This is a genomic window from Rhodonellum psychrophilum GCM71 = DSM 17998 (assembly GCF_000381545.1).
Lineage (GTDB): Bacteria > Bacteroidota > Bacteroidia > Cytophagales > Cyclobacteriaceae > Rhodonellum > Rhodonellum psychrophilum.
The window spans coordinates 45,879-71,068 of the sequence record NZ_KB906682.1; the positions used below are offsets into that span (position 1 = coordinate 45,879).

Genomic DNA, 25,190 nt, shown 5'->3' on the forward strand with positions numbered 1-25,190 from the left:
TATAAAATATAATGATGTTATTGATGTTGAAGAAACTCCAATAGTTACTCCAACTCCAAAATTAAAAAGGTCAAAAAAAGTTAAATAAAATGCTTGCAAAACTTGTAAAGAAATCAACTGAAACTATTATTAATTTAAATGAAGCTAAAGAGCATTTAAAAATTCTTTCAAGTCACGAAGATTTATATATAAATGGATTATTGGATGTTGTAACAGCTTCAATTGAAAGTGATTTAGATAAAGACCTTGTTGATACACATTATATATTTCAAATATTTGATAAGATTAATATTAATGAAGAATTACATTTTCCAAATACACCAATATATAAAGTTGAAGAAGTTAAAGTATATGAAGGAACAAATATAATTTCTAATACTGCTTATTCTTATAGCAATTCAGATGAATATATTAAGTTTGATTTGCTACCAGAAAATTATTCAAGAATTGATATTAAATACAAGAAAGGTTTTGAATCTTCAATTGATCTTCCAACACCGATAAAACAAGCTGCAAAAATTATGTTAACTGATTTGTATTTATATAGAGGTACTATCATTATTGGTAAATCTGTTATAACGCTGGATAAGACAGTACAAAGGTTATTACAACCATATAAAAATATAAGTTTCTTTTAATATGATAGATCTAAATAATTTTCGTTATATAATTTCAATCTTTAATATTCTTAAAGAAAAGAATTCAGTTGGACAAGAAAAAGAGGTTTTAAATCATTATAGTGATTTTTATTGTGCCAAATATGATTGGAGCAATAAAGAACAATATGAAGGAAAAAATTTGATTGAATCTAATATCAAAGTATTCAGAATTTATTATGATGAAAATATCAATACTTCATATGTATTAAAATTTGAAGATAAATTTTATGACATCAAAGGAGTTAAGGAAATTGGATATAAAGATGGCATTGAAATTACTGCACAATATAAGTCAAATAAATAATGTCATCAAATAAGATAAATATATCTATTGATACCAAAAAGCTGTTAGAAGCACTTAGAAAAATGCCTGACAAAATCCAGGATAAAGTGATTAGAGCAGGTGTTAGAAAAGGTGCCAATAGCATTAAAAGAGAGGCAAAAACTAATGCACCTGTTGACAGTGGATTAATGAAGAATAGCATTAAAGTTAAACCCGCTAGGAGATCATCTAAGGCAGGTAAATTTGTAATGATAGTAAATGTTGCTTCTAATGCACATCATTTGGTAGAACTTGGTACAGAAGATAGGGAAGGAAAGAATGGAAAGAAATTGAAGTTTCAAAGTGCTAATGGAAATACAATATATATAAAAAAAGTTGCTGGTATTAAAGCTAATCCATTTTTGGGTAAAGCTTATGAAAGTAAAAAAGATGAAATTATAAGTGAATTCAATAAAGAATTACAAAAGCAAATAAATAAATTTAGCAATTGATATGTCAGTAGAAGAAATTATATATACAGTACTAATTGAAAATCTTGAATTAAAAGATATATTCAATGGAAATATATTACCATTAACATCAAAGAAAAATATTCTTCCTTGTATGTTGTATCAAGTATATCAAGTTGAAACCAATGCAACAAAAACTTCCAAAAGTCTTAAAGATGATTATATTTTGAAGCTTCATATTTTTTCAGAAGATTATAAATTAATGATAGATTCTGTAAATATTATTAAAGAACTATTGGACTTTAAAGAATTAACTGATAGTGAAGATAATATTATTATTGATCTGATTAGATTTCAATCCTATACAGATGAATATGAAGAACTTCCAGAATTGTATAATAGAACATTGCAATTCCAATTTCATCAAATAAGAAATTGATAAGTACTTAATTACTTATATAAATTAAAATTGATTTTAAATTTTCGAAAAAATGAATAATATAGATGGTAATAAAATATTAATAAAATTAAATCCAGATAGCGAAGCAGGTGATACAACTATTGTATTAGCTGGTCAAACTGGGGCTAGTATTGAGATTAATAAGGAAATGATAGAATATACCAGTAAGACTACCACTGTAGGTGGTATTCCTGTTAGAAAGTATTTGCCTACAAGAAGTACAAGTACTATATCAGTTGAATCTTTATATGATCCAACTGGTGATTTAACACAAGATGAAATATTGGAAATGTGTTACAATGGTGTATATGTTAGATTTACTTTAGGTCATACTGGTGCAGGTTCAAAAAATGTAAGTGGAAAAGGTTATATATCCAGTGCTTCAAATGATTTTGGAATGGATTCAACATCTACAGGTTCTTTTACTATTCAAGTTGATGGTGGATTAACTTTTGCTGTTACTCCATAATTAATATTTTAAATAAGATGTTACACAAGGGTATCCAATCGGATACCCTTTTTTTATTGATATGTATTTAATTAAAGGTAACAAAATATAAAAAAAATGATAGAATATTTTAAAGTAAATGAATTATCAATACCAGTTAGGCTTAACAGAAAAGCTATAATATTATTTGAAAAGAAATATAATAAAGGTCTTTCTTCACTTCAAGACATTGGTACAGAAGAATTATCTATGTTGCTTTTTCTTGGTGTATGTGAAGGACATAAATTTTTGGATATCCAAAATGAATATGCAAAGTTTGAAGATTTTGAAACTATGTTGGATGAAATGGATATTTCAGAATTTTATGAAGTAGCTGGAAAAGTTATTGGAAGTTTTTTTTCAAAGAAGAAGAAATAAAATCTAATACAATTTCTTCTTCAACTGAAAATAGTATTAATGACTCCGATAAAAGTTTAGAAATAGCTTTTGAGGCTGGATTGGGGTTAATGGATTATTATTCATTGACTCCAATTGAATTTAAAAGCTTTTTGTCTGGATATAATAAACGAATACAAAATGATTATGAAGTTGCAAGACTGATTGGATACTTATCACTTAAACCACATTTGAATAAGTCAAGCCAAAAGAAAAATATTAATGAAGTTATTCCATTTGGTTGGGATGATAACAAAGTAAAGAGTAAAGAAATTAAAAAATTGAGTCTTGAAGAATTTGAAGATCTCAAATTGAAGTGGAATTTTTAGATATATAATAAATGAGTAACACAGGAAAAATCAATATTCTCGTAGGTGGGTCAGCCGATCAATTTTTTTCCGTTATCGGAGGTGTTCAAAAGAAACTTAATTCATTTACTAAAAATCTTGATGAAATTTCAAAAAATATTAGTACAAAAGTCAGTCTACCATTAGCATTATTGGGTGGTGTAGCTCTTAATAGTTTTTCAATAGTTGATAAAGGATTAAGGGAAGTAAATAGTTTAATGGGATTGACTGGTACTGAAGCTGAAAAATCATTTGATGCTTTTGCAGCAGGAGCCAAAGAGGTATCAAAGGAAATAGGTTTACTTCAATCAGATGTGGTGCCAGCTCTTTATGACTCTATTTCAGCAGGTGTACCAACAGATAATGTTTTTGAGTTCCTTAAAGTAGCTGGTAAAGCTTCTATTGGTGGTGTTACTTCTATTAAATCTGCTGTTGATGGTTTAACCACTACAATTAATGCTTTTGGACTTGAATTTTCTGGTGCAAATGAAGTAGCAGATAGTATGTTTGCAGCAGTTCAAGGTGGAAAGACCACATTTGAAGAATTAAGTAAATCACTCTTTAATGTTGCACCAGCAGCAGCAGCAAGTAAAATATCATTCAAAGAAATCAATGCAGGAATTGCAACTCTAACTGCATCTGGTGTACCAACTTCTGTTGCAACCACTCAAATTAGAGCAGGTATTACAGGTCTTCAGAGGCCATCTAAAGAACTTGATAAAATATTCCAAAAGCTAGGTTATTCTAATGCACAAATGGCTTTAGAAGCCAAAGGATTAGGTTTTGCACTTGATGCGGTTAGAACTGCATCCAATGGTAATAATGGACAACTACAGCTCTTATTGGGATCTGTTGAAGCAGTTGCAGCAGCAAATATTATTGCAGGTACAGGTGCAGGTAAATTTGCAGATGAAATGGACCGTCAAACCAATTCAGCAGGTGCAGCAGCAAGGGCAGCAGATGAAGTAAATAAATCATTTTCCAGACAGATGGAAATGACTAAAGTATTTTTGAATAATATATTGTTAACAATCGGTGAACAATTGGCACCAATAGTTGCAAGTTTCAACAAAGTATTACAATCTGTTTTATTGAGTTTTGATAATATTAATCCAAGTGTTTTAAAATTTGCAACTGTTATAGGTGTTGTATTGGCTGTTGTTCCACCTTTAATAGTTGGATTTGGTCAGTTATTAAAAATAGTATCAAGTAGTATTGCAGCATTTAAAGTGCTTATTCCAATTCTATCTGGTATTAGTTTACCAGTACTTGCTATGGCAGCAGCAGTTGCAGGTGCAGTTGCTCTTATCATTTACTATTGGGATGACATAAAAAAATATTTCACATCTGGTAATGGTACAGCTTTTATTTCTGCACTTGGTGAATTATGGGATACAATATTATCAAAAATTTCAACAGTTGTAAAATTATTTACTGATTCATCAAAAGAACTTTGGACTAAATACGGAAAAGGTATAAGTGATATAGTTGGGAGTTTGGTTAATATTATTTCTACTTCATTCAATAATATTTTAAATATTGTAACTGTTGCAATTAAAGGTATAACAGCTTATATAGATATTTTTGCCAAAGTAATTAAAGGTGATTTTAAAGGTGCCTTTACTATTCTTAAAAATTATGTGATAGATGTATTCAAAACAATTACATCTTCCATTTTAAATAGCTTTAAAGCTATATTGGGTGTTGCAGGTACTGTTGCAGAAAAATTAGGATTTGATACTATATCAACTGGTATTAACAATGCAATTAATTCTTTAGATAAATTCAATAAGAAATTAGAAACAACCAAAAGTAATTCAAGTAATACAGATGATAATAATATAGTAGAAAGTATTTTACCTGCTAATAATTCAAGAACACCAAAAGTAAGTACAAGTAATATTGCAGGAACAATCAAAAAAATGATTGAACCTTTGAAAATGTTTAGAGAAGAATTTGATTTAACTACTTCTTTTGCAGGGGAAAAAATCAATGAAATGGGAAAAAAATTGGTTGAAGCTTCTGTTAAATCTCACGAAACTGTTAAAAGTATTGGTTGGAGTTTTGAAGAATATATGGAATATTTTTATGAATTTCAAAATGGAACCTTTGTTGCTTTATCTGGTGTAATGGTGTTGGGTGATGCAATGACAAATATGTTTACTGACCTTCTTACAACTGGTAAAGCAAGCTTTAAAGGAATCCTTCAAAGTATTGGACAATTCATTGCAAAGATGATTGCAGCAGTTGCAGTAGCTTTTATTCTTTCAACTCTTATAGGTGGTATTTTTGGTGGTACATCTGCTATTGCTGGTACAATGAATTTTGCAGATTTAGCAAAACAATTTTCTGGTGGAATGTTAAATTTTAAAGGAAAAGCTGAAGGTGGATCTGTTAATATGGGTGGTGCATATATGGTTGGTGAAAGAGGAAGGGAAATGTTTGTTCCTTCTGAAAATGGTCAAATAATTAAACATAGTGATTTGAATAATATAGGTAAATCAAATAATATTACTTTGGATGGTCAATTTAAAATATTAGGAAATGATTTAGTATATCTTGTAAATAAAGAAAATAACAAAAGGAAATAATTTTAAAAATAAACATATTAATAAAAATGGGTATTCTTTATGGAATACCTTTTTTATTGATGGTAATCTAATTATTATATATATGGGAGTAAAGCACAGGATAGATTGGCAGGATGAAAAATCAAATAATTATAGATTTGATATTGTATTTGTTGATTATTCAAGTACTATTAAAGAAGATTATAAATTGATTGATTCTACTTTAAAATATGATAACAGAGATAAATTCAAATTTACTCCAATTATTCCAAGTGAATTTAATATAACATTAATTTTTGAAGACAGTAATTTATTTACTGAATTCATCAATATTGAAGATGATAAAGTATTTGGTAATTTATACAAGAATAATATATTGATTTGGAAAGGTGCTTTTATCAACGAAAATACAGCACAACCTTTTACTAATAATAAATATTTTCAAATCAATTTAAGATTTATTGATAATATTAATAAGTTGAAAGTTATTCAATATGACAATCTAATTTTAAATAGAAACCTCGATCAACAAATAACATTAATGGAATTGATTGTTAAAATTCTTAATAATGTAATTGAAGCAGAAATTGATATTTCAAATGAAATATATTATTCAAATCAGAATTATAAAAATATTAGATCATCATTTCAATATTTCTATATCAATTATGAAAATTATTTAGGTGTTAATTGTTATGAAGTACTTGAAGATATTTTATTGTCATTTGGATTAAGTATTAAATTCAAAAATGGTAGATGGAATATAAGTAATTTCATTGAGTCAGGACAAGAAGTTTTTTATAGATATTCTTATAATGGTGCATTTTTACAAAAAATAGTAAATAATCAATTAAATACAATTGATAATACAAGTAATTATTTTGAAGATGGAAGCATAAATATTGAATATGAAAGAGCTTATAATTCAATAACAATCAATTCTGATATTAATAAAAATACTCAAATAGTTAGGGGTGGTGATTTCTTGAATGATGCTATTTGGACAAGTGCAACTAATCCAACATTCTTTACTCCTACCAATGTTAATATCTCTAAGGATAATGGATTGAAAATGAATAGTCCAAGCATTACAGATATTTTTATTTTACCAAGACCAGAACCAATTGCACAAGCTAAAGCAAGTTATATTAGATCTATTGCAATACCAGTAATGACTTTACCATTAAATTTAAATGATGGTTTAGCTTTTAATAAGTTTATTGATTTAAAAATTAATCTTCAACAGGTGCCAATTTATACAGAACCAAATAAAGATGTTGCAGGTTGGGATGAAAATTTTTATATAGAAAGTAAAAAACAGCAGCTTGAATTATTTGCATCTGATAGATTTGGACAAACTTATTTGGGTGCAAAATATGAAGATAGTACTGGTGTATATCATTTAGATTTCAATGCAAGTAATATTGTTAATGGTGATGATAGAAGATCTACTTGGATACAAGATAATACTTTAAGATTTGGTGATTTCCAAAATATTAATTCAAGTTTTGTTAGAAAAGAAATAAGTACCAATAGAGATGTATATGAATCAACTTCTATCAATGGACCTGAATTATTTACTAGTGAAGGTGCAGAAATAACACAAAGGATTTATTTGTATAAAGATGTACTTGGAAAAACTCAAAATCTATTAACTTCAAATGGTACCATTACATTTTATTTTAGCCAATGTTATCACTATAGATTTGTAAGTAAATTGGGATATGGTATTCCTGAAATGTACAAATTAACATTTACTGGTATAGTTAATAATTTTAGAAGTATTGATATTGTTAATAGTGATGATATTGAACAAGTAAGTTATGTTGGGACAATTAATAAGAAATTCAATACACAATTAGATGATATTAATATCCAAATAGATAGTTTTAATGGAAAAAGATCTTCTGGTACATTACTAATATCTAATACTTCAAATTCAAATATTGTTATTGGTGATGTTATTCAATATAAAAATAATTCATTTACTTCTGGGTTATCTGGAATTTTATTGAATATGTTTTTTTTAAATTACAGTCAAAATAGTCAAATAGTAAGTGGAAATGTATTTGGAAATATTGATGTAAATATATTTGATAGAATAAGCTGGAACAATAAAATATATTGTGTTACATCTGTTAACAAAGATTTAATTAACTCAATAACTGAAATAGAAATGAAAGAAATATTTAATTGATATATGAATTTAATAGATATAAACATTCAAAAGTTTTTTAAAAATAAAGAACAAAAAACATTAACAACTTCAAATTCTAACAATTCAGGAATTATATTGAGTCAACTTGAAAATAAAGTAGATAGATGGGAAGATTGGGATGGTGATTTAAAAGTACTTGGAAAAACTTATTCAGATAATTTTTTATTTTCAACTGATGAAGATATTGATGGTGAATCTGGTACAGGTGGTACTGGTGGTGGAAGTATAACAGGTTTATCTTTCACTGGTAGAACATTAACATTAAGTCAAACATCATTAGCTAACCTTACTGCAACTTTTAATTTAATTGAAAATGATATTCCAAGTCTAAGTATCTCAAAAATTAATGGACTTCAAAATGCTTTAGAAAGTTCTTCTTATGTGCATCCTGCAAAGTTATGGACTAACAAAGCAGAATTAACTGGTGCTTCAGTTATATCTAATATAATTGTAGATGCACTTGGTCATCCAACAGATTGGGAAACAAGAATTATAACACCTGCATCTATTGGTGCAGAAGCTACATTAATTAAAAGTAATATAGTACAAGGTGACGGTATCTCTTTATCTGGATCATTAATAAATAAATTAATTGGGTCGGGATCTGCAACATTTTCTGTTGATAATACTGTTATTAGGACATTTGGAAATCAAACAATTAATGGTGTAAAAACATTTACAGAAAATGTAATAGCAAAAAACCTAATTTTCTCATTAGCAGATAATGTTGAAGGGGGATCAACTGGTACAGGTGGAAATGTTACAGGTATTTCATTTACAGGAAAAACATTAACATTAACACAAACTAATTTAGCTAACTTAACTGCAACTTTTAGTCTTATAGAAAGTGATATTCCAACATTACAAATTAGTAAAATTTCAGGCTTACAGACTGCTTTGAATAATGCAACTTATGTACATCCTTCAAAAAATTGGGTGGATAAAACAGCTTTAACAGGTGCTAATGTTATATCTAATATTTCTATAGATTCATTGGGACATCCTACAAATTGGACAACACGAACTTTAACAGCATCCAATATTGGAGCAGAACCAACACTGGTGAAATCAAATATAATACAAGGTGATGGACTTACTTTAACAGGATCATTAGTAAATAAATTAATTGGATCTGGTAATATTACATTTAGTTTAGATGGTACTGTAATTAGAAATTTTGGAAATCAAACTATAGGTGGATTAAAAACATTTACTGAAAATGTTATTGGAAAAAACTTTATATTTTCTTTAAATGAAGATGTTGAAGGTGGTTCTTCTGGTATAGGTGGAAATGTAACAGGATTATCATTTTCTGGAAAAACATTGACATTGAGTCAATCAAATCTAGCTAATTTAACTGCTAGTTTTTCCCTTATAGAAAGTGATATTCCTAGTTTATCTATATCAAAAACAACTGGTTTACAAGATGCTTTAAATGCAAAATCAAATACTAATCATATTCATCAATACAATGATATTCAAAATAAACCAGATTTAAACAATACAGTTAATCTAATTGATATAAATATCAATAGTTTAAATGGAATAGGTACTATTGAATCACAAGTAGCAACATATATAAATGCTAATCAAAATGTAGTAAGGAATTTAACAAGTTCAAAATTATACATTCGATTAATTGGAACTAATCCAACACCAACACCTGCAACTCCTACACCAACACCAACAGCTACACCAGTACCTACTGCAACACCTACTGTAACTGCAACACCAACACCTACTGTAACTGCAACACCAACAGCTACACCAACAGGATCTGGTTTGATTTTGTATTATGATTTTGGAAATACTGCTTCATATTCTGAAGGTAATTCAAATATTAATGATCTTTCAGGTATTGGAAATAATGCAACTATACAAGGAACAATTGGTATTAATTATAATCCAGATAATGGTGGTTTTGTTAGATTCGAAACAGCCAAAAATCATTGGATTTCTACATCAAAAACAAATAGTCAATTTGGTATTCAAAATGGAAGTTATTCAATTGTTTTTGTTGCAAAAAGATATTCTGGAAGTGGTGAACAATTAGTATTTGGAAATGCTGGTACATCTGCTACAAGGTCAATGTTGCAAGGTGGTTATATTGATTCTACAGTTCGATTTGATCACTTTAATGCAGGTATAAGTACTGGAAATGTAACCAATCCTTCTACTTGGTATCATATTACAATGACATACGATTTTGCAACAAGTACAGGTAGAATATATATAAATGGTGTTTTAAGTCAATCAGGAAGTATGTTATCTTTAACTGGAAATCAAGAAGTAATTCTAGGAAGATATGCATCTAATACCCAAAATGTTGATTTGGGATTAGCTCAAATTTATAACAAAACATTAAATAGTACAGAAATTACAAACTTATTCAATACTCAAAAAACAAGATTTGGAATATGATATTTAGCTTAATAAATAAAGGAACTGGTACCTATGGTGCTGGTGGTACACCATTAACAGCATCTGATTTATTATTAGTTGCTAAAGATCATCCATTGAAAAGTTGGACAGATAAATCTAATCTAACTGGTAGTACTGTTATTAGTAATATAATTGTAGATGCACTTGGACATCCAACAAATTGGAGTACAAGAAACTTAAGTACAACAGATATAGGTGCAGAACCTTCATTTTTAAAAAATACTGCATTCAATAAAAACTTTGGAACAGTAGCAGGTACTGTAGCACAAGGTAATGATACAAGGATTTTAAACGGACAAACAGCTTTTGGATATGGTAATCATAATAATGCAGGTTATTTATTGAGTGTAGATGGTTTTAAGATTTCAGGAAATACTTCAAATCTAAATCAAACTGGATATGAAACATATTATAGGAGTAGTTTATCACCAACAAATAAACCAGCTTCAACCAATTATGTTGGGATGTTCAATATAAGATTTGGAGATACAAATTTAATAAGTCAATTGGCAATTGGTACAGCTAACCAATTATTTACAAGATATTCTTCTAATGCTGGTAGTACTTTTGGTGATTGGGTAACATACTATAACACAACCAATTTAAGATCTAATACAGATAATGATTCAAGATATGTATATAAATTTGGTGATACAATTACAGGATTATTAACATTAGCTGGAAGTACACAAGAAAAATTAATATTAAAAGGTAATAATAGTGGTGTAAATAATGTTAGTTATTTATCATTTACAGATTCTAATAATGTTAGACAAGGTTTTCTTGGTATGGGTAGTGCAGGTGATAATAACTTATCATTATTTTCTGATTTAGGTGATGTTATTTTAAGGTCAAATAGTGCCAATACTTCAATCAGATTTTTTGCAGGTGGTGGTACTGAAAGAATGAATTTAAATAGTTCTGGAAATTTAACAGTACAAAATGTTGTATATGCTTCAAATTTCATATTCAATTAAATTATAATAAAAAAAATAAACTATAAAAAAAATGGGAAAAGTAAACGCTACAGGATACAGCAAGATTTTTCAAGGGGTCGCAACAGATCCACTTGGTAATGTAATATCTGATTTTAACTCTATACAAAGTGCTGTACAAGGCACAAGTAATACACCTGCAAATGTTACAAAAAACTTTCAGGTGATATGTAATAATGCAAAATTAGATATGTTTTGGCCTACAAAAAGAACTACACTACCAATTGCAGCATCTCAATTTAAAAATTATCCAGTACCTACAATTACAATGAATGCTTCATATTTTAAATATGATAGTACTTCTGGTGCTTTGGATCTTCAAGTATTTTTAAATAATAAAGTAGGTTTTCCAATTAATTTAACTATTCGAACATTAGTAACTACAACTGTTAATAGTACAAATCAAAAGGATATTACTTTAACAATTCCTGCTGGTAGTACTTATGCATTATTCATATTTGAATTTGTTACAGGTGGTTGGGGTACATCTGAACCTTATATCATTTCATATCTTACAAGTAATTACACAATATATCAACCAGCTAACCTTACAGGAACTATTACAAGACAATCAACTGTACCAAGTGGTACTAGATATGCTTATTTCATTTCAAGTCAAGGATTTGCTTGTTACACTCCACCAGTTGGAACTGCTAATGATCATTTTTGGCAAGGTGCTTTACAGGTTGGAACACCAGTTAAAAATGCAAATGGTACCAATGCTGTTGCAGATACTTATATTGCAGCTAATGGAAGTTTTATTTATAGCATTAATTCAAGTGGTACAGTAAGTGCATTTTCTTTTTGTCAGCAAGTATAATATTTCAATTATATTAAAAATAAAAAAGGACTCTTATTTGAGTCCTTTTTCTTTTAATAATTCAAAAAGTTTTTTCTTCTTTTTTTCAGTGCATATATACTGAAGTTTTCCATTTTCCATTTCATCAATAAAAGATTCAATTAACTTTATATTTCTGCTTTGTGCAGTTTTTTGAGAATGACAATTTGTTCCACCTTCAAAATCTTCGCATAGTATTTGAATATTATCTACTTCATATTCAAGATCTTCACATATACTTCTTGGTATAATATGATCTGCAATTTTACCTGCATTAACAAAACCATATTGACTACATAGTTCGCAAAGTGGTGTTTCTTCAATTATTTTCTTTCTAAAATTCTTCCATTTTGTAGTTTGGTAGAAAGCACTACTTTCACCAGTCCAACTTTTTTTACTCCATTTACCTGTCATATTATTTAGTTTTATAAGTAGTTAATAGATATATTAATGAAGAAAATACAATAAAGAATGGAATAGCATATTGTGCCATATCAAATAAAGTATTCATTGGATTTTCAAAACCTGCAAGAAATAAGGTTAACATAATTGAACTTGCAATAGTTATAAATAATGTAAGTATTAATATTGATAATAAGATTGTGAATAAAGTTTTCATATTTTTTTGTAGTTAAAGGCAATGTTGTTAGTTTTCATTAATTGACTGTAGTTATAAATAATATAGTCCTTGGTCTGGTATTGATTCAAGAATAAATATTTTACAAATTTTAATTTTGAATTATAATTATATGTACTTGATTGGGTGTATATTTTATCATAATAATATTGATTATTCCAGCCACCATATATATCTTCCAATTCTAAATTTTTTCTTGAATTAAGATCAAATAATAATAAAGTATCACTTGATTCAATATAATTAATATAATATCCTTTCATATTTTGTTCAACAATTCTTGGAATCATATATTGAAGTTTTGATTTTTCAATCATATATCCATTCTGTTGGTGATCTTTTCTACATTTTATCTCCATAATGTATTGTTGGTCTTTATGGACATACTCAATGTCAATAGGTGCAAAAGGTGTTAATGTTGGATGAATGATTGGATTCTTTATTTTGAAATAAGTACAAAATGATTTTGCTAATTCATATTCATTTTTTTCATATTGTGGATTCATAGTATGTTTTCTTATAAATACTAGGTTTTTATGAAAAATCTGATATACAACCAATAAATTATATAAGTAGTTGATAATGAGGGAAATTGTTTTTTGATAGGTATATTATATAGATATGATGATTAGGTGTGATTAAATATCATGATATGAATAACAGTATATATTAATCAAAAATATTAAATAAGTTAAATTAATTAGAAAAAATGGAATGCATACAACAGCCTATTTCAAGAGATCTTTTGTTTTAGGTGTAATTATATCAAAAATAATTGGAAGGCTTAAAACGGCTTAAAAGGAGTTATATAAAATATTATATGTCAAAACCTACGGGTACATTGAAATAGAGTTACACAAAGTAGGGTATATTCTTAATACCTATGGTTAATAGGTGTACTAAGATAAAGCCTTGTATTTTTTTTTTAATAATTAATACATATTGAATAATCAACTGTACTAAGATATAAGGAATAATCAACTGTACTAAGATATAAGGAATAATCAACTGTACTAAGATATAAGGAATAGGTGTACTAAGATAAAGCATTATATATTTTTTTTTTTTAATAATTAATACATATTGAATAATCAACTGTACTAAGATAAAGCCTTGTATTATTTTTTTTTAATATTTAATCAACTGTACTAAGATATAAGGAATAGGTGTACTAAGATAAAGCCTTGTATTTTTTTTTTTTGATTAATACATATTGAATAATCAACTGTACTAAGATAAAGCTTTATGTTTTTTTTTTTACTTATATTAATATTATATCTATTATATAGATATAGAATAATACCTATATATGATCCACATGATATTGACATATACCTATCTCTTATACCTATTTTAAATAATCTATATAGTTTAGATAAATAGTTTAGTTGATAATCAACTACTTACATTTATTTTCAATTATATTTGTATAAATATTGAATTTTCTTAATTATATTTGTATTTATATATGAATCACAAGGATTCATTAAAATTAGATTTGATTAATTAACAGTGGATGTTAGACAGGTAATAGGATTTGCAACCTATTACCCTGTTTTTTAAAAATATATCCATATTTTAATAATCAAATCACAGAGTAAAATATCCACTTTAAATAATGAAAAATAATAATTATGAATTTCTTAGTCCAATCAGCGAGAAAGAATTAACTCAAAGACTTCTTGAAATAGGAGTAAAACAAGAATATATAAATAATCATATTGATAAATATTTTTATTTGATCCACACTATTTTTTGCAATGAAATATATAACAAACAAGATGTTAACATTTGTTTTTTATCTTCAAAAAAATTATCAGAAACATTAGGCAATAGGTATTATTCAATTATAATAGATAATCTTATCCAGATTGGATTAATCACCAAAATATGTAATTATGCAAATTTTGATGATTTAAAAAGATGTAATGGTTATATATTAAATGAAACAGATAATCTTGAAATCTATGAATCAAATACTAATTCAGATTTAATCAATAAATTGAAATTTAAACCATATAATATTGAAAAAAATTCAGTCATAAAAGAAAGATTATTTAGATCAATGAACAGATTAACCATTGATGATAGTGATTTAAATAATTTAACTGTAAAGGAAAAAATATTTCTTTTTTGTTTAAAGAATAGACAATTTCAAAAACAAGGTGAAAAAGGTGGAAGAATTTACAACAATTTTACCAATATTATTTCTTCATTAAGAAAAAAAATAAAGTTAAATAATGAAAAATTATTTTTTGTTGACATTGTAAATTCCCAAATGGTATTTTTCGCTAATACCATTATTAAATATCTTAATGAAAATAATATTCCTGTTGAACAGTCAACCAAGGAATTTGCTACTATTGCTTCAACAGGTACCGTATATGAAATGATAATGAATATTATAGATGTTGATAGAGATAAAGCCAAAAAAAGTATGTTTACTTTAGTATTTGGAAGCAATAAAAGATCATCTAAATTGCTAAATATATTAACAGAAAAATATCCTCAATTAATTGAAACAATGGTATACATTAAAAAAGATGATTATACTCAATTCAGTCATTTAATGCAACAACTTGAAGCAGAGGTTATTTTTGATGCTGTTGGTTATATTCCATTTGCTAAAGATATACTAACTATTCACGATTCTTTGTATTCTTCAATTATAGATAAAGATCTAATTAAAAATGTTTTAATTAGATCATTTAATACTAGAGGAATTCAAGCAACAATAAATATTAATGATGAATACAAAATATTTACTGGTAATCCAGATATAACGCCAAACGAAGCAATACCAGAAGCAACAGCAAACGATATGAAAGAAAACGAACCAATACAGGTTGAAAAAATAGAACCTGTTAAACAAGCTAATATTACACCAGTTGAATTATCATGTGAATTAATCGATATGGAAGAAAAGAATATGATTAATTATTACGAAAAAACAAATGATAAAATATTTGTTGATTTTCTTAAAAATAAATTATTGTTCAAATATATTTTCTTTTTAAAAAATCCGAATACTCCAATAAAAGAAATAAGTGAAAATAATGTTGAAACAGTTAGGAATAGTTTATTTCAACATTTGATAATTCCAGAAAAATCAAGTAAAAAATTTATTAATATCTTCAATAATGTAGAATCAAAAAATGTATTAAATAAGCTATTGGCCTACAAAATGGACAGCAGAAACAGACCAAATTAAAGACATCTCAATTAAAAGGTATAAATGCATCCAAAAGTCTTAAAACTGCTTAGAATGCTTTAAAATGACTTAAATCAAATTAAGATTTTAATTATTATATTTGAAGAAAAAAGTAAAACAGGAATGAAAAATCAATATGTTAAAAGATTTGAATACAAGGATTTGACTAAATCTTTGAAGTGGATCTCAAAAAACAAAGAAATATTGAATATTAGCCAAATTGAAAGAAATTTGGAATTAAGTGATGGAGTAATTAAAAGGGCAATAAATGGAATTCAATTAGTACCAAAAAAATACCATAAAAAGATAGATGAATATATTTCTGAAATCAGATCAATAAAAAAAATAAAATAATTTCAATATTTTCTGATTTTCCTAAAAAAAAAAGTATTTATATTCAAATAGAAAGAAAATGGAAAATACACCTGAAATAGAAATAAAGAAATTGATCCTGCAAGTGCTTTTTGAGCTGCTGGATACTGAAGAATTTGACTAGAAAAATCCTAAAAAGCCTGTTATCATTGGTAGCAGGTTTTTTTCTCTTTAAAGCAAATGAATTTATAATTCTCCAAAGTGTTACACTGAAATTCATAAAACATTGATTTTGAAATTATTAATAAGTTAAAAATAATACCGGAGGAATTTTCGGGGAAAAAATCGTCACCAAAGATGGTTTTGAACTGACCTTTTTGGCCAATCATCTGGGACATTTTCTCCTTACCGAACTACTTTTGCCCATTTTGCTGAAAAGTGGACATTCAAGGATTATCAATGTGAGTTCAGAAGCCCATCGCACAGCCAAAGTCAATTTTGAAGATCTGCAATATCAACAAAAATCCTACAATTCATTTATCGCTTACTCCAATGCCAAGTTGTTCAATATCCTTTTCACAAAATCCCTTGTGGAAAAATATGAAGAAAAGGGATTGAAAAGTTTTTCCCTACACCCAGGCGTTGTCAAGACCAATTTTGCCAAGGAGAATGCCGGAATATTTGGTTTTTTCTGGATTTTGGGATCTCCATTTATGATTACGCCAGCACAGGGTGCGCAAACGTCCATCTTTTTGGCGAAAATAAATTCCAAGGAAATTCCCAATGGTGGCTATTTCAAAAAATCCAAGGCAGTGAAACCTTCTACGGCTGGCAATTCCAAAAGAATGAGAGATATTTTGTGGCAAAAAAGTGAGGAGTTGCTGAAACCTTGGCTGAAAATCTGATCTTGAATCCAGGTCAACTACTTTGCGGTTTCAAGAAAGATAAAAATGCGCCGGAGATCTTGAGGTTCCTCCGGCTTCAATTTCTCCAGCTTTATATATTCCTTTAATTCTTCAAAACGATTCCCCGCAATGGATTTTAATCCAGCATTATTCAGCTTGAGCTCCTCTGATCGAACAGCTTCCATCTTGTAAAATTGAACGTTGTGCCGATAGGTATCGTATTGCGGTCCTGAATAACCATCCCTGACAATTTCATTTTTGACAAGGGTTTTGCTGTGTATGGCGACGATTTTGACCTTGTCCTTTTCATAGATCAGTTCCACTACCCTGGCTTGCCCGCCTACTGTTTCCGTTTTGAAGGTTCTTGGATTATCTTCCAGCGTTTCTATCCAATCCCATTTTTTAACCACCATTGGAGGGTTGTCCTCCCCTCCCATTTGGATGTAAACTTCATTTTTTTCCAACAGGATATTGAAGGGAATCTCTTCATACACTTTTCCTCCCGGCAATGAAATCTTTCCCAATCGGGTGACCTCAAAAAGAAAAGGAGTGCCTTTAACCCCATCGCTTTTTGCATTGAGCCGGAAGGAACCCGGTAAAGAGTATATTTTATTCTGATTTTGAAGATCCTGAGCCATTGACCAATAAAAACTGCCAAAGACAATGGCAAAACAAAGGAGCATTTTATGGATTTTGGATGGCATTTGGGTTTTTATGGGATTCGAAGAGATAATTTACCCAAAAAATACTGATTTATGAAACCTTCCCCTTCAGGATTTATCGGTCCTAAAATTATATGTTTACTTTTGCATCATGAATGAAACGATTTTGTCATTATCCCCACAGCATTGGGAAGATTATGAATTGATTGACACCGGTGGTTTTGAGAAATTGGAACGCTTTGGTGCATTTATTTTGAGCCGACCTGAGCCACAGGCAATCTGGGACAAAAGCATGAGCGACCAGGAATGGAAAGATTTGGCTTCAGCGCATTTCTCCAAAGAAAAAAACAATCCTGAAAAAGGCCAATGGAATGAGTACAAAAAAATCCCACACAATTGGCAGATCAAGTATCAGAATCCAGATGGATTGAAGATGACGCTTAATCTCGCCATGACCTCTTTCAAACACATCGGGCTGTTTCCCGAACAGGCAGTAAATTGGGATTACATCACGGATACGCTGAAAAAGCTTCCGGTCAAAAACCCAAAAGTCTTGAACCTTTTTGCCTATACGGGAGCATCCAGTGTTGCGGCAAAAGCCGCCGGAGCGGAGGTTTCCCATCTTGACTCGGTTAAGCAGGTAGTCACTTGGTCCAAGCACAACATGGAATCTTCGGGCCAGGATGGCATCAGATGGATCGTGGACGATGCCATGAAATTCATCAAGAGAGAAGTAAGAAGAGGCAATAAATACCATGGAATCATCTTGGATCCACCTGCTTACGGAAGAGGTCCTGAAGGCGAAAAATGGATATTGGAAGAACAAATCAATGAAATGTTGAAACTTTGTGCGGAACTATTGGAGCCGGAACATCATTTTCTTATTCTCAATATGTATTCTTTGAGCTTCAGCTCTCTGATTGCTGCCAATCTGATCAATTCCAGTTTCAAGGAAGTAAACAATGCAGAGCATGGTGAGCTTTATCTAATCGATCGGTTCAAGAAGAAATTGCCCTTGGGAATATTCTTTCGATTCAGAAAATTATAAAATTCACCCAAATGTTTTTTCGAAATCAAAAATGAACAACAGACAGATTTTTCTTACCCATCAAGCCCAAACTACCGACTTCCCTTTGATGATTGAAATCGAGCGGGCAGAAGGGGTTTATATGTATGGACCTGAAGGGAAATCTTACATCGATTTGATCTCCGGCATCGGCGTGAGCAATGTGGGCCACAGACATCCCAAAGTAATAGCGGCCATCCAAAATCAGTTGGACAAGTATCTTCATCTGATGGTGTATGGAGAATATATCCAAAGTCCCCAAACCCAATTGGCCAAGGCAATCGTGGAAACCCTCCCTCCCTCTTTGGACAATGTGTATTTCGTCAATAGTGGAAGTGAGGCTGTGGAAGGCGCTTTGAAATTGGCAAAAAGATACACGAACAGAGCCCAAATTATTTCATGTGTCAATGCCTATCATGGCTCTTCCCAAGGAGCACTTTCAGTGGGTGGAAATGAGATTTTCAAAAGAGCCTACCGTCCTCTTCTTCCTGGGATCACCAATGTTGTATATGGAAGTTTCACCCAGCTTTCGCTAATAACTGAAAATACCGCAGCGGTGATCATGGAAACCATTCAGGGCGAAGCGGGCATCATGGTGGCTTGTAAAGAATATTTTAAGGCACTCCGAAACCGCTGTGATGAAACCGGAACCTTGCTCATTTTGGACGAAATTCAAGCGGGTTTTGGTAGGACTGGAAAATTCTGGGCCTTTGAGCATTTTGGAATCGTACCTGATATCCTCGTTTGTGCAAAGGGAATGGGTGGTGGCATGCCAATAGGTGCTTTTATCGCAAACAAAGAAGTGATGAGCGTTTTCAAAGACAATCCACTTTTGGGACATATCACCACTTTTGGTGGACACCCGGTGAGTGCTGTGGCTTCGTTGGCCACCATTCGGGTGATTCAGGAAGAAAATCTCCTTGAAAAAGTGGAACAAAAAGCAGATTTGATCAAAAAACTTTTGGTCCATCCCAAGATCAAGGGTATCCGAAACAAAGGCTTGATGATGGCCGTCCAGTTTGAGTCTTTTGAGGTTCTGAAACCAATCATCGACAAAGCCATTGAATTGGGCGTGATTACCGATTGGTTTTTGTTTTGCGACGATTCCATGCGCATAGCCCCTCCATTGGTTATTTCGGAAGCTGAGATTGAAAAAGCCTGCGAAATTATAATGGAAGCAATCAACTGTTGATTTAACCCGTTTTACGCATTACCATTTCTAGACCATCCTGTAATTGCTTCATTATCAGTCTTTGTTCATTACTTTTGACTTCCCCATATCGAAACGATCTCTTGCCCTTCAAATAGTCTGATTTTCTCACAGTTTCAATCCCAAATAGGTAGCCGAATGCACAATTCGGGTTTAAGGATTGATTTAGGTATATTTTGGATTATTACTTATTTTTCAAGATTCTTTTAATAGAAATTCATTCCAAAATAACCCGAAAAAATCATGAAAAAACTGGTATTGGTTTTACTTTTTATGCTTATCCTTGGAACGGTAGGCTATCAAATCGCCAAATTTAATTTTGGTCCCAAATACAACGGCGAAATCACTTTGGAAGGATTGAATGCTGAGACGGAGGTCTTTTTCGATGATTTTGGTGTACCCCACATCTATGCCTCCTCAGCCGAAGATGCCTACCAAACTTTGGGCTATGTCCACGCCCAAGATCGACTTTTCCAGATGGAAATGATGAGACGGGTGGGGACCGGCACTTTGGCCGAACTCCTCGGAGAAGATCTATTGGACGTGGACAAATTCTTCCGGACTTTGGGAATCCCCCAACATGCGCAAATGAGTACTGCCGCTTGGCATTCCGAAGGCGATTCCGAATGGAAATCAGCTACTGAAGCTTATATAAAAGGCGTCAATCAATTTATCCTTGAGGGCAAAATACCGATTGAATATACCCTACTGGGAAGTAAACCGAGGGATTTCACCATCAATGACGTCCATGCAGTCGTCGGATATATGTCCTTTACTTTTGCCATGGCTGTCAAGACTGATCCCTTGATCACGAAAATGTCCAGACAACTTGGGCCGGACTATATGAAGGCATTGTCTGTCCACACGCTGCCCGAGCACCATATCATCCCAAACAATTACCCAAAAAGAGATTCCGTTTCACTTCAAATTAAAACCAATACCAGTTTGGCTTGCTTGTTGGAAAAACTTCCCGTCCCCCTTTTTATGGGCAGTAATGCCTGGGTAATCGCACCCAGTAGGACTGCATCCGGTGAGGTGATTTTCTGCAACGACACCCATATTGGCTTTTCCCAACCCTCTGTTTGGTACGAAGCCCATTTAGAATATCCCGGATTCAGTTATTATGGCAATCACTTGGCAGGAGTTCCTTTCGGTTTGGTCGGTCACACACGTACGCACAGCATTGGATTGACCATGTTCGAAAATGATGATCAGGATTTTTTTGAAGAAAAACTCAATCCCAACAATCCCAATGAAACCATTTATGGAACCGGTTTCTCTCCGATCAAATCTCGGATGGATACCATAAAAATAAAGGATAAAGATCATGTTCTATTTGAAATCCGGGAAACCAACCATGGACCGATCCTGAATGCTGTTGTCCCGGAAATCGCAGGTATGACCGATAATCCAGTCGCTTCCTGGTGGGTTTATGTACTGGAACCCACGCGTGCAATTGAGGCCACTTGGAAGATGGGGCATGCCAAAAACATACAGGAAGTTGAAGATGGTGCACGACTAATCCATGCGCCTGGCCTGAATATTATGTACGGTGACAAAACCGGCAATATTGCCTGGTGGGCCAGCGCCAAGCTTCCGATCAGGCCTGCACATGTCAATAGCAAGATTTTCCTCGATGGTACCAATCCACTGGATGAGCATACTGGTTGGATTCCCTTTGAGGAAAACCCCATGAGCATCAACCCCGAATCCGGATTTGTGGCAACGTCCAATAACCAACCCGATACCTTGAGCAATGGCATGTACTATCCTGGATATTATTATCCGGGAGACAGATGGGATAGGATCTCCAAAACCATCATGTCCAGAAATGATTGGACACAGGAAAGCATCAAAACTCTTCAGTTGGAATCCATAAACGAAACCCAACCCAAAAATGCAAAACTCCTTTTGAGTGAAATCTCAAAAACCGATTTTCCTGAGGATGAGGCCATTCTAAATGCTTTGGGAGATTGGTCGGGGGAACATGGCTTGGAGGAAATAGCACCAACACTTTACTACAAATGGATTTACCATATCCTTTCTGAAATGATGGTGGATGAGTTGGGTGAAGAGGATTTTCAAAATTACCTTGGAACGTTCATGGCTGTCAGGAGCACACCCCTACTCCTTCAGTCAGAAAATTCCCCTTGGTGGGACAACAAAAACACGCCTAAAATCGAAAACCGGAAAGATATCATCAACAAAGCATTGTCAAAATCCCTCACAGAACTCCATGCCCAACATGGTTCCAACTCCCGCAAATGGCAATGGAGAAAATCGATCCTTTCAGAACATCCCCATCCTTTGGGTGCAAAAAAACCATTGGACAGAATTTTCAACGTATCCACCAATCCTATGGCAGCCAATGAGGAATCCGTCAATAAACTTGCCTTTACGCTCAACGGAGAAGGGATTTACAAAGTGAACAGTGGCCCAGCCATGCGCATCATCTTGGATTTTGCCAATGTGGATGCCTCAGAGAGCATTTTACCAACCGGTCAGAGTGGAAACCTATTCAGCCCTTGGTACAAAGACCAAGCAGCCATGTTTGTGGAAGGACACTATAGGCCGCAATTGATGAAAGAAGAAGTCATCAAAGGAACTTATAGGAAGAAATTGGTTTTCAAGTAAAAAGATTGAATCCGGCTCTTCATTGGGGCAGAAAGAAAAAAACAGAATTGGGAAAAGACAGTTTACTAATCGAGGATATTTTATGAAAATATCTTTCTTTGTTCAACCCCAATTGCAACTTGAATGATTGATTAAAAATTGAAATTATGAAATCCAAAGACGAAAAGGCATACGAAGTACAGAAGAACGAGGAAGAGTGGAAGGAAAAACTCGACGCGGATTCCTACCATGTATTGAGAAAAAAGGGAACTGAGAGACCCTTTACGGGAAAATACAATCTCAATAAAGAAACCGGAATATACGAATGCAAGGCTTGCGGAAATGAAATCTTCCATTCTTCGGCGAAATATGATAGCGGTTGTGGATGGCCGTCCTTCACCGAACCCGTACGACCTGAAGCCATTGACGTCCATATGGACTATTCGGCATTTATGGTCCGAGAAGAAATCCTTTGTGGCAAATGCGGAGGACATCTTGGCCATCGCTTTCCCGATGGTCCAAAAGCAAAGGGCGGCATCCGTTATTGCATCAATTCTGTAAGTATGGATTTTAAAGAGGGATGATATTGAGTTGCTTGGGATAATCTCACGATTTTCTCCCCTAAAATATCCCCAATGAAAAAAGGAAGGTATGACCAAAGCGAACTTGCTTTTCTGTCATTGCCTTCCTTTATTTTTGATAATCCTTTTAGGTTATCCCGTCAGTAATTTTGTTTCATCAATTCCAGATTTTGATACTGCCGCTACTCGCTTTTCCAGTGATCGTATGGGCTGAATTGTTGTCGATATTCAAACTTTTGCTGGAGGAATTCTCCCCTACTTTGACGGAACCGCTGTTCGCGCTGAGGTCGTAGTTGAATGCACTTAAGTCCGAGTTGGTTTGAATATTGATGCTGCCGGAATTGGCCTTAAGCGTTGTCTTGGCACTCAAACCTGAATTTTCTGCCTTGATGCTTCCTGAACTTGCACTCAATTCTCCCAGCTGGGAAACGTTTATGAATTTGAGGGATCCAGAATTCACTTGGGCGTTGACCAAGCCTTCTATGTTTTCAAATTTCAGGCTGCCCGAAGATGCTTTGGCGTTAATATTCCCTTCCACTTCCAGAAAGCTGGCTGAACCTGAGTTTACCTGAGCATTTACCATCCCTGTCAATCCCTCGCCCTTGATGCTTCCCGAAGAAGCTGTCAAATTGATATGATCTGCAATTATTCCCAATGACTTGATACTTCCCGAATTGACTTTTAAGTCTATCACGTCGTGAACAACATGCATCACATCGATGGAACCTGAGCCATTGATCAAATTCAATTTGATGTTTTCTGGCCCTGTCAGGCTAATATAGCCGGTAACCTGATTTCCAAAATTCCAGCCACCAACCAAATCCCCTACTACCTCAATCCGGAGAGTTGAGCCTGATTTGCGGTAAGTGATTTCCATACCTGAACTTTCGGGAGCTTCCAAGAAACCATTGAGGAATACTTCGGTATCCTTTTCATTTCCTTCATAGGAAACCTCCAGGAACTTCCCTTCCAAAACGATCTCCTTGATCCCGGTAAACGTTTCCTCATAGTCCTTGGTGATGGTTTTCTCGGGTGCAAAACAAGAGGCAAAGACAAAACCGCTCCCCAAAAGCAAGGTCATAAGCAAACTGATTTTACGCATTGTCATTGGTGTTGATGGTGGGGAAGAAATTCGAATTGTTGGACATCATGGACAAAGTTTCATGTGCTACCTTGATGTTGTACTCATAGGCCAAGCTTTTGTAATTGACCAGATCCACAATGGTTCCGATAAAACAAAGTCCAAGGGTGAGAACATAAAGGATTCCGAGCCCAATCTGTCCCAGAATAAAACGATGCAGGCCTGCAAATCCGAAGAATCCCAACAGGCAAAGGATCAATACCATTTGATTGTCTTTTCTTCGGGCACGGTACACCTGTGCAAAAAGATTTGCTTGTTCATCATCCATGTTTTTCAAGATTCCCTGAATGTAACCCAATTCCATTCCTTCCAATTCCGGAAGATGTCTCAATACATTAGCCATAGTTTTTGATAGTTTTTATGTTTCGAATCAATTCAACAATACGATAAGCAATCACGGCAAAAGCGAACATGGCCAAAGGATGCATGGACCAAGAAGCCTGAATATCACCTTTGGTCAGAAGGCTCATGGCCCTTCCCAATCCACATCCAGGGCACCAGGTAAACCCAAGATTGTCCAAGGGACAAAGGGTAAAGTGCTGTTGTCCGTAGGGATCGATCAGAAGGATGCCAATCATGGCTCCTATCCAAAATACCAGTTCCAAAGGAATACGTCTGATTTGTGAGATTATCTTATTCATTTGAACGGTAAAGTACGAAAACAATGCCATACACAAAATAGGCTCTAAAACGAGCATAACGGCTATT

The 25,190-nt window shown here is 32.3% G+C and carries 25 protein-coding genes; 19 read left to right on the forward strand and 6 right to left on the reverse strand.

Annotated features, from left to right (window positions below):
• The first annotated feature begins 89 nt into the window (after window positions 1-89).
• The 12 genes from F824_RS0115115 (at window position 90) to F824_RS0115170 (ending at window position 12,126) form a co-directional block, all read left to right on the forward strand.
• Complete coding sequence (locus F824_RS0115115; protein WP_019598758.1) at window positions 90-638, forward strand: head-tail connector protein; 549 nt, start codon at window positions 90-92, stop codon at window positions 636-638.
• A 1-nt stretch (window position 639) separates the two neighbouring features.
• Window positions 640-963, forward strand: coding sequence for a head-tail adaptor protein (locus F824_RS0115120; protein ID WP_019598759.1), 324 nt, complete (start codon window positions 640-642; stop codon window positions 961-963).
• Window positions 963-1,433, forward strand: a complete 471-nt coding sequence (locus F824_RS0115125) for an HK97-gp10 family putative phage morphogenesis protein (RefSeq protein WP_019598760.1) — start codon at window positions 963-965, stop codon at window positions 1,431-1,433. Before F824_RS0115120 ends, F824_RS0115125 begins: the two co-directional genes overlap by 1 nt.
• 1 nt (window position 1,434) lies before the next feature.
• Window positions 1,435-1,830 carry a hypothetical protein gene (locus F824_RS0115130; RefSeq protein WP_019598761.1) on the forward strand — a complete coding sequence of 132 codons (396 nt, stop codon included), beginning with the start codon at window positions 1,435-1,437 and terminating at the stop codon, window positions 1,828-1,830.
• Window positions 1,831-1,882: 52 nt separating this feature from the next.
• Window positions 1,883-2,320, forward strand: coding sequence for a phage tail tube protein (locus tag F824_RS0115135; RefSeq protein WP_019598762.1), 438 nt, complete (start codon window positions 1,883-1,885; stop codon window positions 2,318-2,320).
• Window positions 2,321-2,416: 96 nt separating this feature from the next.
• A complete protein-coding gene (locus F824_RS0115140) occupies window positions 2,417-2,716 on the forward strand; it encodes a hypothetical protein (protein WP_019598763.1) in 300 nt (99 codons plus the stop codon).
• An 89-nt stretch (window positions 2,717-2,805) separates the two neighbouring features.
• A complete protein-coding gene (locus F824_RS0115145) occupies window positions 2,806-3,063 on the forward strand; it encodes a hypothetical protein (RefSeq protein ID WP_019598764.1) in 258 nt (85 codons plus the stop codon).
• An 11-nt stretch (window positions 3,064-3,074) separates the two neighbouring features.
• Complete coding sequence (locus F824_RS0115150; protein WP_019598765.1) at window positions 3,075-5,672, forward strand: phage tail tape measure protein; 2,598 nt, start codon at window positions 3,075-3,077, stop codon at window positions 5,670-5,672.
• A gap of 82 nt (window positions 5,673-5,754) precedes the next feature.
• Window positions 5,755-7,848 carry a hypothetical protein gene (locus F824_RS0115155; RefSeq protein WP_019598766.1) on the forward strand — a complete coding sequence of 698 codons (2,094 nt, stop codon included), beginning with the start codon at window positions 5,755-5,757 and terminating at the stop codon, window positions 7,846-7,848.
• Between the two features lie 3 nt (window positions 7,849-7,851).
• Window positions 7,852-10,290, forward strand: a complete 2,439-nt coding sequence (locus tag F824_RS27830) for a LamG-like jellyroll fold domain-containing protein (RefSeq protein ID WP_019598767.1) — start codon at window positions 7,852-7,854, stop codon at window positions 10,288-10,290.
• Window positions 10,287-11,288: a hypothetical protein gene (locus F824_RS0115165; RefSeq protein WP_019598768.1), complete on the forward strand. Its 1,002-nt coding sequence runs from the start codon at window positions 10,287-10,289 to the stop codon at window positions 11,286-11,288. Before F824_RS27830 ends, F824_RS0115165 begins: the two co-directional genes overlap by 4 nt.
• A gap of 31 nt (window positions 11,289-11,319) precedes the next feature.
• On the forward strand, window positions 11,320-12,126 hold the full coding sequence (locus tag F824_RS0115170; RefSeq protein ID WP_019598769.1) for a hypothetical protein: 807 nt from the start codon (window positions 11,320-11,322) through the stop codon (window positions 12,124-12,126).
• 33 nt (window positions 12,127-12,159) lie between these two features.
• On the opposite strand, the gene F824_RS26010 is transcribed toward F824_RS0115170, so the two are convergent.
• Entirely contained in the window at window positions 12,160-12,558 is a 399-nt protein-coding gene (locus F824_RS26010; RefSeq protein ID WP_019598770.1) for an HNH endonuclease signature motif containing protein, read from the reverse strand.
• Window positions 12,559-12,759: 201 nt separating this feature from the next.
• Window positions 12,760-13,287, reverse strand: a complete 528-nt coding sequence (locus tag F824_RS0115180) for a hypothetical protein (protein ID WP_019598771.1) — start codon at window positions 13,285-13,287, stop codon at window positions 12,760-12,762.
• 1,112 nt (window positions 13,288-14,399) lie between these two features.
• Between F824_RS0115180 and F824_RS0115185 the strand changes: the two genes are divergently transcribed.
• From F824_RS0115185 to F824_RS26020, 3 genes are all read left to right on the forward strand, one after another.
• Window positions 14,400-15,992, forward strand: a complete 1,593-nt coding sequence (locus tag F824_RS0115185; protein ID WP_019598772.1) for a hypothetical protein — start codon at window positions 14,400-14,402, stop codon at window positions 15,990-15,992.
• A 123-nt stretch (window positions 15,993-16,115) separates the two neighbouring features.
• The gene (locus tag F824_RS0115190; protein WP_019598773.1) at window positions 16,116-16,346 is read left to right on the forward strand and encodes a hypothetical protein; all 231 of its coding nucleotides are present in this window, start codon (window positions 16,116-16,118) and stop codon (window positions 16,344-16,346) included.
• A 302-nt stretch (window positions 16,347-16,648) separates the two neighbouring features.
• On the forward strand, window positions 16,649-17,209 hold the full coding sequence (locus F824_RS26020) for an SDR family NAD(P)-dependent oxidoreductase (protein WP_262500771.1): 561 nt from the start codon (window positions 16,649-16,651) through the stop codon (window positions 17,207-17,209).
• 17 nt (window positions 17,210-17,226) lie between these two features.
• Here F824_RS26020 and F824_RS0115205 read toward each other — a convergent pair whose 3' ends face one another.
• Complete coding sequence (locus F824_RS0115205) at window positions 17,227-17,892, reverse strand: hypothetical protein (RefSeq protein ID WP_139189860.1); 666 nt, start codon at window positions 17,890-17,892, stop codon at window positions 17,227-17,229.
• A gap of 130 nt (window positions 17,893-18,022) precedes the next feature.
• Between F824_RS0115205 and F824_RS0115210 the strand changes: the two genes are divergently transcribed.
• The 4 genes from F824_RS0115210 to msrB all read left to right on the forward strand — a co-directional run bounded on the left by F824_RS0115210 (window position 18,023) and on the right by msrB (window position 23,344).
• Window positions 18,023-18,919 (forward strand): class I SAM-dependent methyltransferase, encoded by an 897-nt coding sequence (locus F824_RS0115210; RefSeq protein ID WP_019598777.1) that lies wholly within the window; start codon window positions 18,023-18,025, stop codon window positions 18,917-18,919.
• 31 nt (window positions 18,920-18,950) lie between these two features.
• Window positions 18,951-20,129: an aspartate aminotransferase family protein gene (locus F824_RS0115215; RefSeq protein ID WP_019598778.1), complete on the forward strand. Its 1,179-nt coding sequence runs from the start codon at window positions 18,951-18,953 to the stop codon at window positions 20,127-20,129.
• Between the two features lie 261 nt (window positions 20,130-20,390).
• Window positions 20,391-22,781 carry a penicillin acylase family protein gene (locus F824_RS0115220; RefSeq protein ID WP_019598779.1) on the forward strand — a complete coding sequence of 797 codons (2,391 nt, stop codon included), beginning with the start codon at window positions 20,391-20,393 and terminating at the stop codon, window positions 22,779-22,781.
• Between the two features lie 146 nt (window positions 22,782-22,927).
• Window positions 22,928-23,344, forward strand: a complete 417-nt coding sequence (gene msrB / locus F824_RS0115225) for a peptide-methionine (R)-S-oxide reductase MsrB (protein ID WP_019598780.1) — start codon at window positions 22,928-22,930, stop codon at window positions 23,342-23,344.
• Window positions 23,345-23,498: 154 nt separating this feature from the next.
• Here msrB and F824_RS0115230 read toward each other — a convergent pair whose 3' ends face one another.
• From F824_RS0115230 to F824_RS0115240, 3 genes are read right to left on the reverse strand one after another with little or no spacing between them, the layout of a single operon-like run.
• Window positions 23,499-24,443: a DUF4097 family beta strand repeat-containing protein gene (locus F824_RS0115230; RefSeq protein WP_019598781.1), complete on the reverse strand. Its 945-nt coding sequence runs from the start codon at window positions 24,441-24,443 to the stop codon at window positions 23,499-23,501.
• A complete protein-coding gene (locus F824_RS0115235) occupies window positions 24,436-24,825 on the reverse strand; it encodes a TM2 domain-containing protein (RefSeq protein ID WP_019598782.1) in 390 nt (129 codons plus the stop codon). Before F824_RS0115235 ends, F824_RS0115230 begins: the two co-directional genes overlap by 8 nt.
• Window positions 24,818-25,180, reverse strand: coding sequence for a DUF2752 domain-containing protein (locus tag F824_RS0115240; protein ID WP_236613192.1), 363 nt, complete (start codon window positions 25,178-25,180; stop codon window positions 24,818-24,820). The genes F824_RS0115235 and F824_RS0115240 overlap by 8 nt, the downstream gene beginning before the upstream one ends.
• Window positions 25,181-25,190: the final 10 nt, after the last annotated feature.

What these genes read in the sequence shown, in the direction of transcription:
- F824_RS0115115 (WP_019598758.1), top strand. Translation starts at nt 90, where the DNA reads ATGCTTGCAAAACTTGTAAAGAAATCAACTGAAACTATTATTAATTTA.
- F824_RS0115120 (WP_019598759.1), top strand. Translation starts at nt 640, where the DNA reads ATGATAGATCTAAATAATTTTCGTTATATAATTTCAATCTTTAATATT.
- F824_RS0115125 (WP_019598760.1), top strand. Translation starts at nt 963, where the DNA reads ATGTCATCAAATAAGATAAATATATCTATTGATACCAAAAAGCTGTTA.
- F824_RS0115130 (WP_019598761.1), top strand. Translation starts at nt 1,435, where the DNA reads ATGTCAGTAGAAGAAATTATATATACAGTACTAATTGAAAATCTTGAA.
- F824_RS0115135 (WP_019598762.1), top strand. Translation starts at nt 1,883, where the DNA reads ATGAATAATATAGATGGTAATAAAATATTAATAAAATTAAATCCAGAT.
- F824_RS0115140 (WP_019598763.1), top strand. Translation starts at nt 2,417, where the DNA reads ATGATAGAATATTTTAAAGTAAATGAATTATCAATACCAGTTAGGCTT.
- F824_RS0115145 (WP_019598764.1), top strand. Translation starts at nt 2,806, where the DNA reads ATGGATTATTATTCATTGACTCCAATTGAATTTAAAAGCTTTTTGTCT.
- F824_RS0115150 (WP_019598765.1), top strand. Translation starts at nt 3,075, where the DNA reads ATGAGTAACACAGGAAAAATCAATATTCTCGTAGGTGGGTCAGCCGAT.
- F824_RS0115155 (WP_019598766.1), top strand. Translation starts at nt 5,755, where the DNA reads ATGGGAGTAAAGCACAGGATAGATTGGCAGGATGAAAAATCAAATAAT.
- F824_RS27830 (WP_019598767.1), top strand. Translation starts at nt 7,852, where the DNA reads ATGAATTTAATAGATATAAACATTCAAAAGTTTTTTAAAAATAAAGAA.
- F824_RS0115165 (WP_019598768.1), top strand. Translation starts at nt 10,287, where the DNA reads ATGATATTTAGCTTAATAAATAAAGGAACTGGTACCTATGGTGCTGGT.
- F824_RS0115170 (WP_019598769.1), top strand. Translation starts at nt 11,320, where the DNA reads ATGGGAAAAGTAAACGCTACAGGATACAGCAAGATTTTTCAAGGGGTC.
- F824_RS26010 (WP_019598770.1), bottom strand. Translation starts at nt 12,558, where the DNA reads ATGACAGGTAAATGGAGTAAAAAAAGTTGGACTGGTGAAAGTAGTGCT.
- F824_RS0115180 (WP_019598771.1), bottom strand. Translation starts at nt 13,287, where the DNA reads ATGAATCCACAATATGAAAAAAATGAATATGAATTAGCAAAATCATTT.
- F824_RS0115185 (WP_019598772.1), top strand. Translation starts at nt 14,400, where the DNA reads ATGAAAAATAATAATTATGAATTTCTTAGTCCAATCAGCGAGAAAGAA.
- F824_RS0115190 (WP_019598773.1), top strand. Translation starts at nt 16,116, where the DNA reads ATGAAAAATCAATATGTTAAAAGATTTGAATACAAGGATTTGACTAAA.
- F824_RS0115205 (WP_139189860.1), bottom strand. Translation starts at nt 17,892, where the DNA reads ATGCTCCTTTGTTTTGCCATTGTCTTTGGCAGTTTTTATTGGTCAATG.
- F824_RS0115210 (WP_019598777.1), top strand. Translation starts at nt 18,023, where the DNA reads ATGAATGAAACGATTTTGTCATTATCCCCACAGCATTGGGAAGATTAT.
- F824_RS0115215 (WP_019598778.1), top strand. Translation starts at nt 18,951, where the DNA reads ATGAACAACAGACAGATTTTTCTTACCCATCAAGCCCAAACTACCGAC.
- F824_RS0115220 (WP_019598779.1), top strand. Translation starts at nt 20,391, where the DNA reads ATGAAAAAACTGGTATTGGTTTTACTTTTTATGCTTATCCTTGGAACG.
- msrB (WP_019598780.1), top strand. Translation starts at nt 22,928, where the DNA reads ATGAAATCCAAAGACGAAAAGGCATACGAAGTACAGAAGAACGAGGAA.
- F824_RS0115230 (WP_019598781.1), bottom strand. Translation starts at nt 24,443, where the DNA reads ATGCGTAAAATCAGTTTGCTTATGACCTTGCTTTTGGGGAGCGGTTTT.
- F824_RS0115235 (WP_019598782.1), bottom strand. Translation starts at nt 24,825, where the DNA reads ATGGCTAATGTATTGAGACATCTTCCGGAATTGGAAGGAATGGAATTG.
- F824_RS0115240 (WP_236613192.1), bottom strand. Translation starts at nt 25,180, where the DNA reads ATGCTCGTTTTAGAGCCTATTTTGTGTATGGCATTGTTTTCGTACTTT.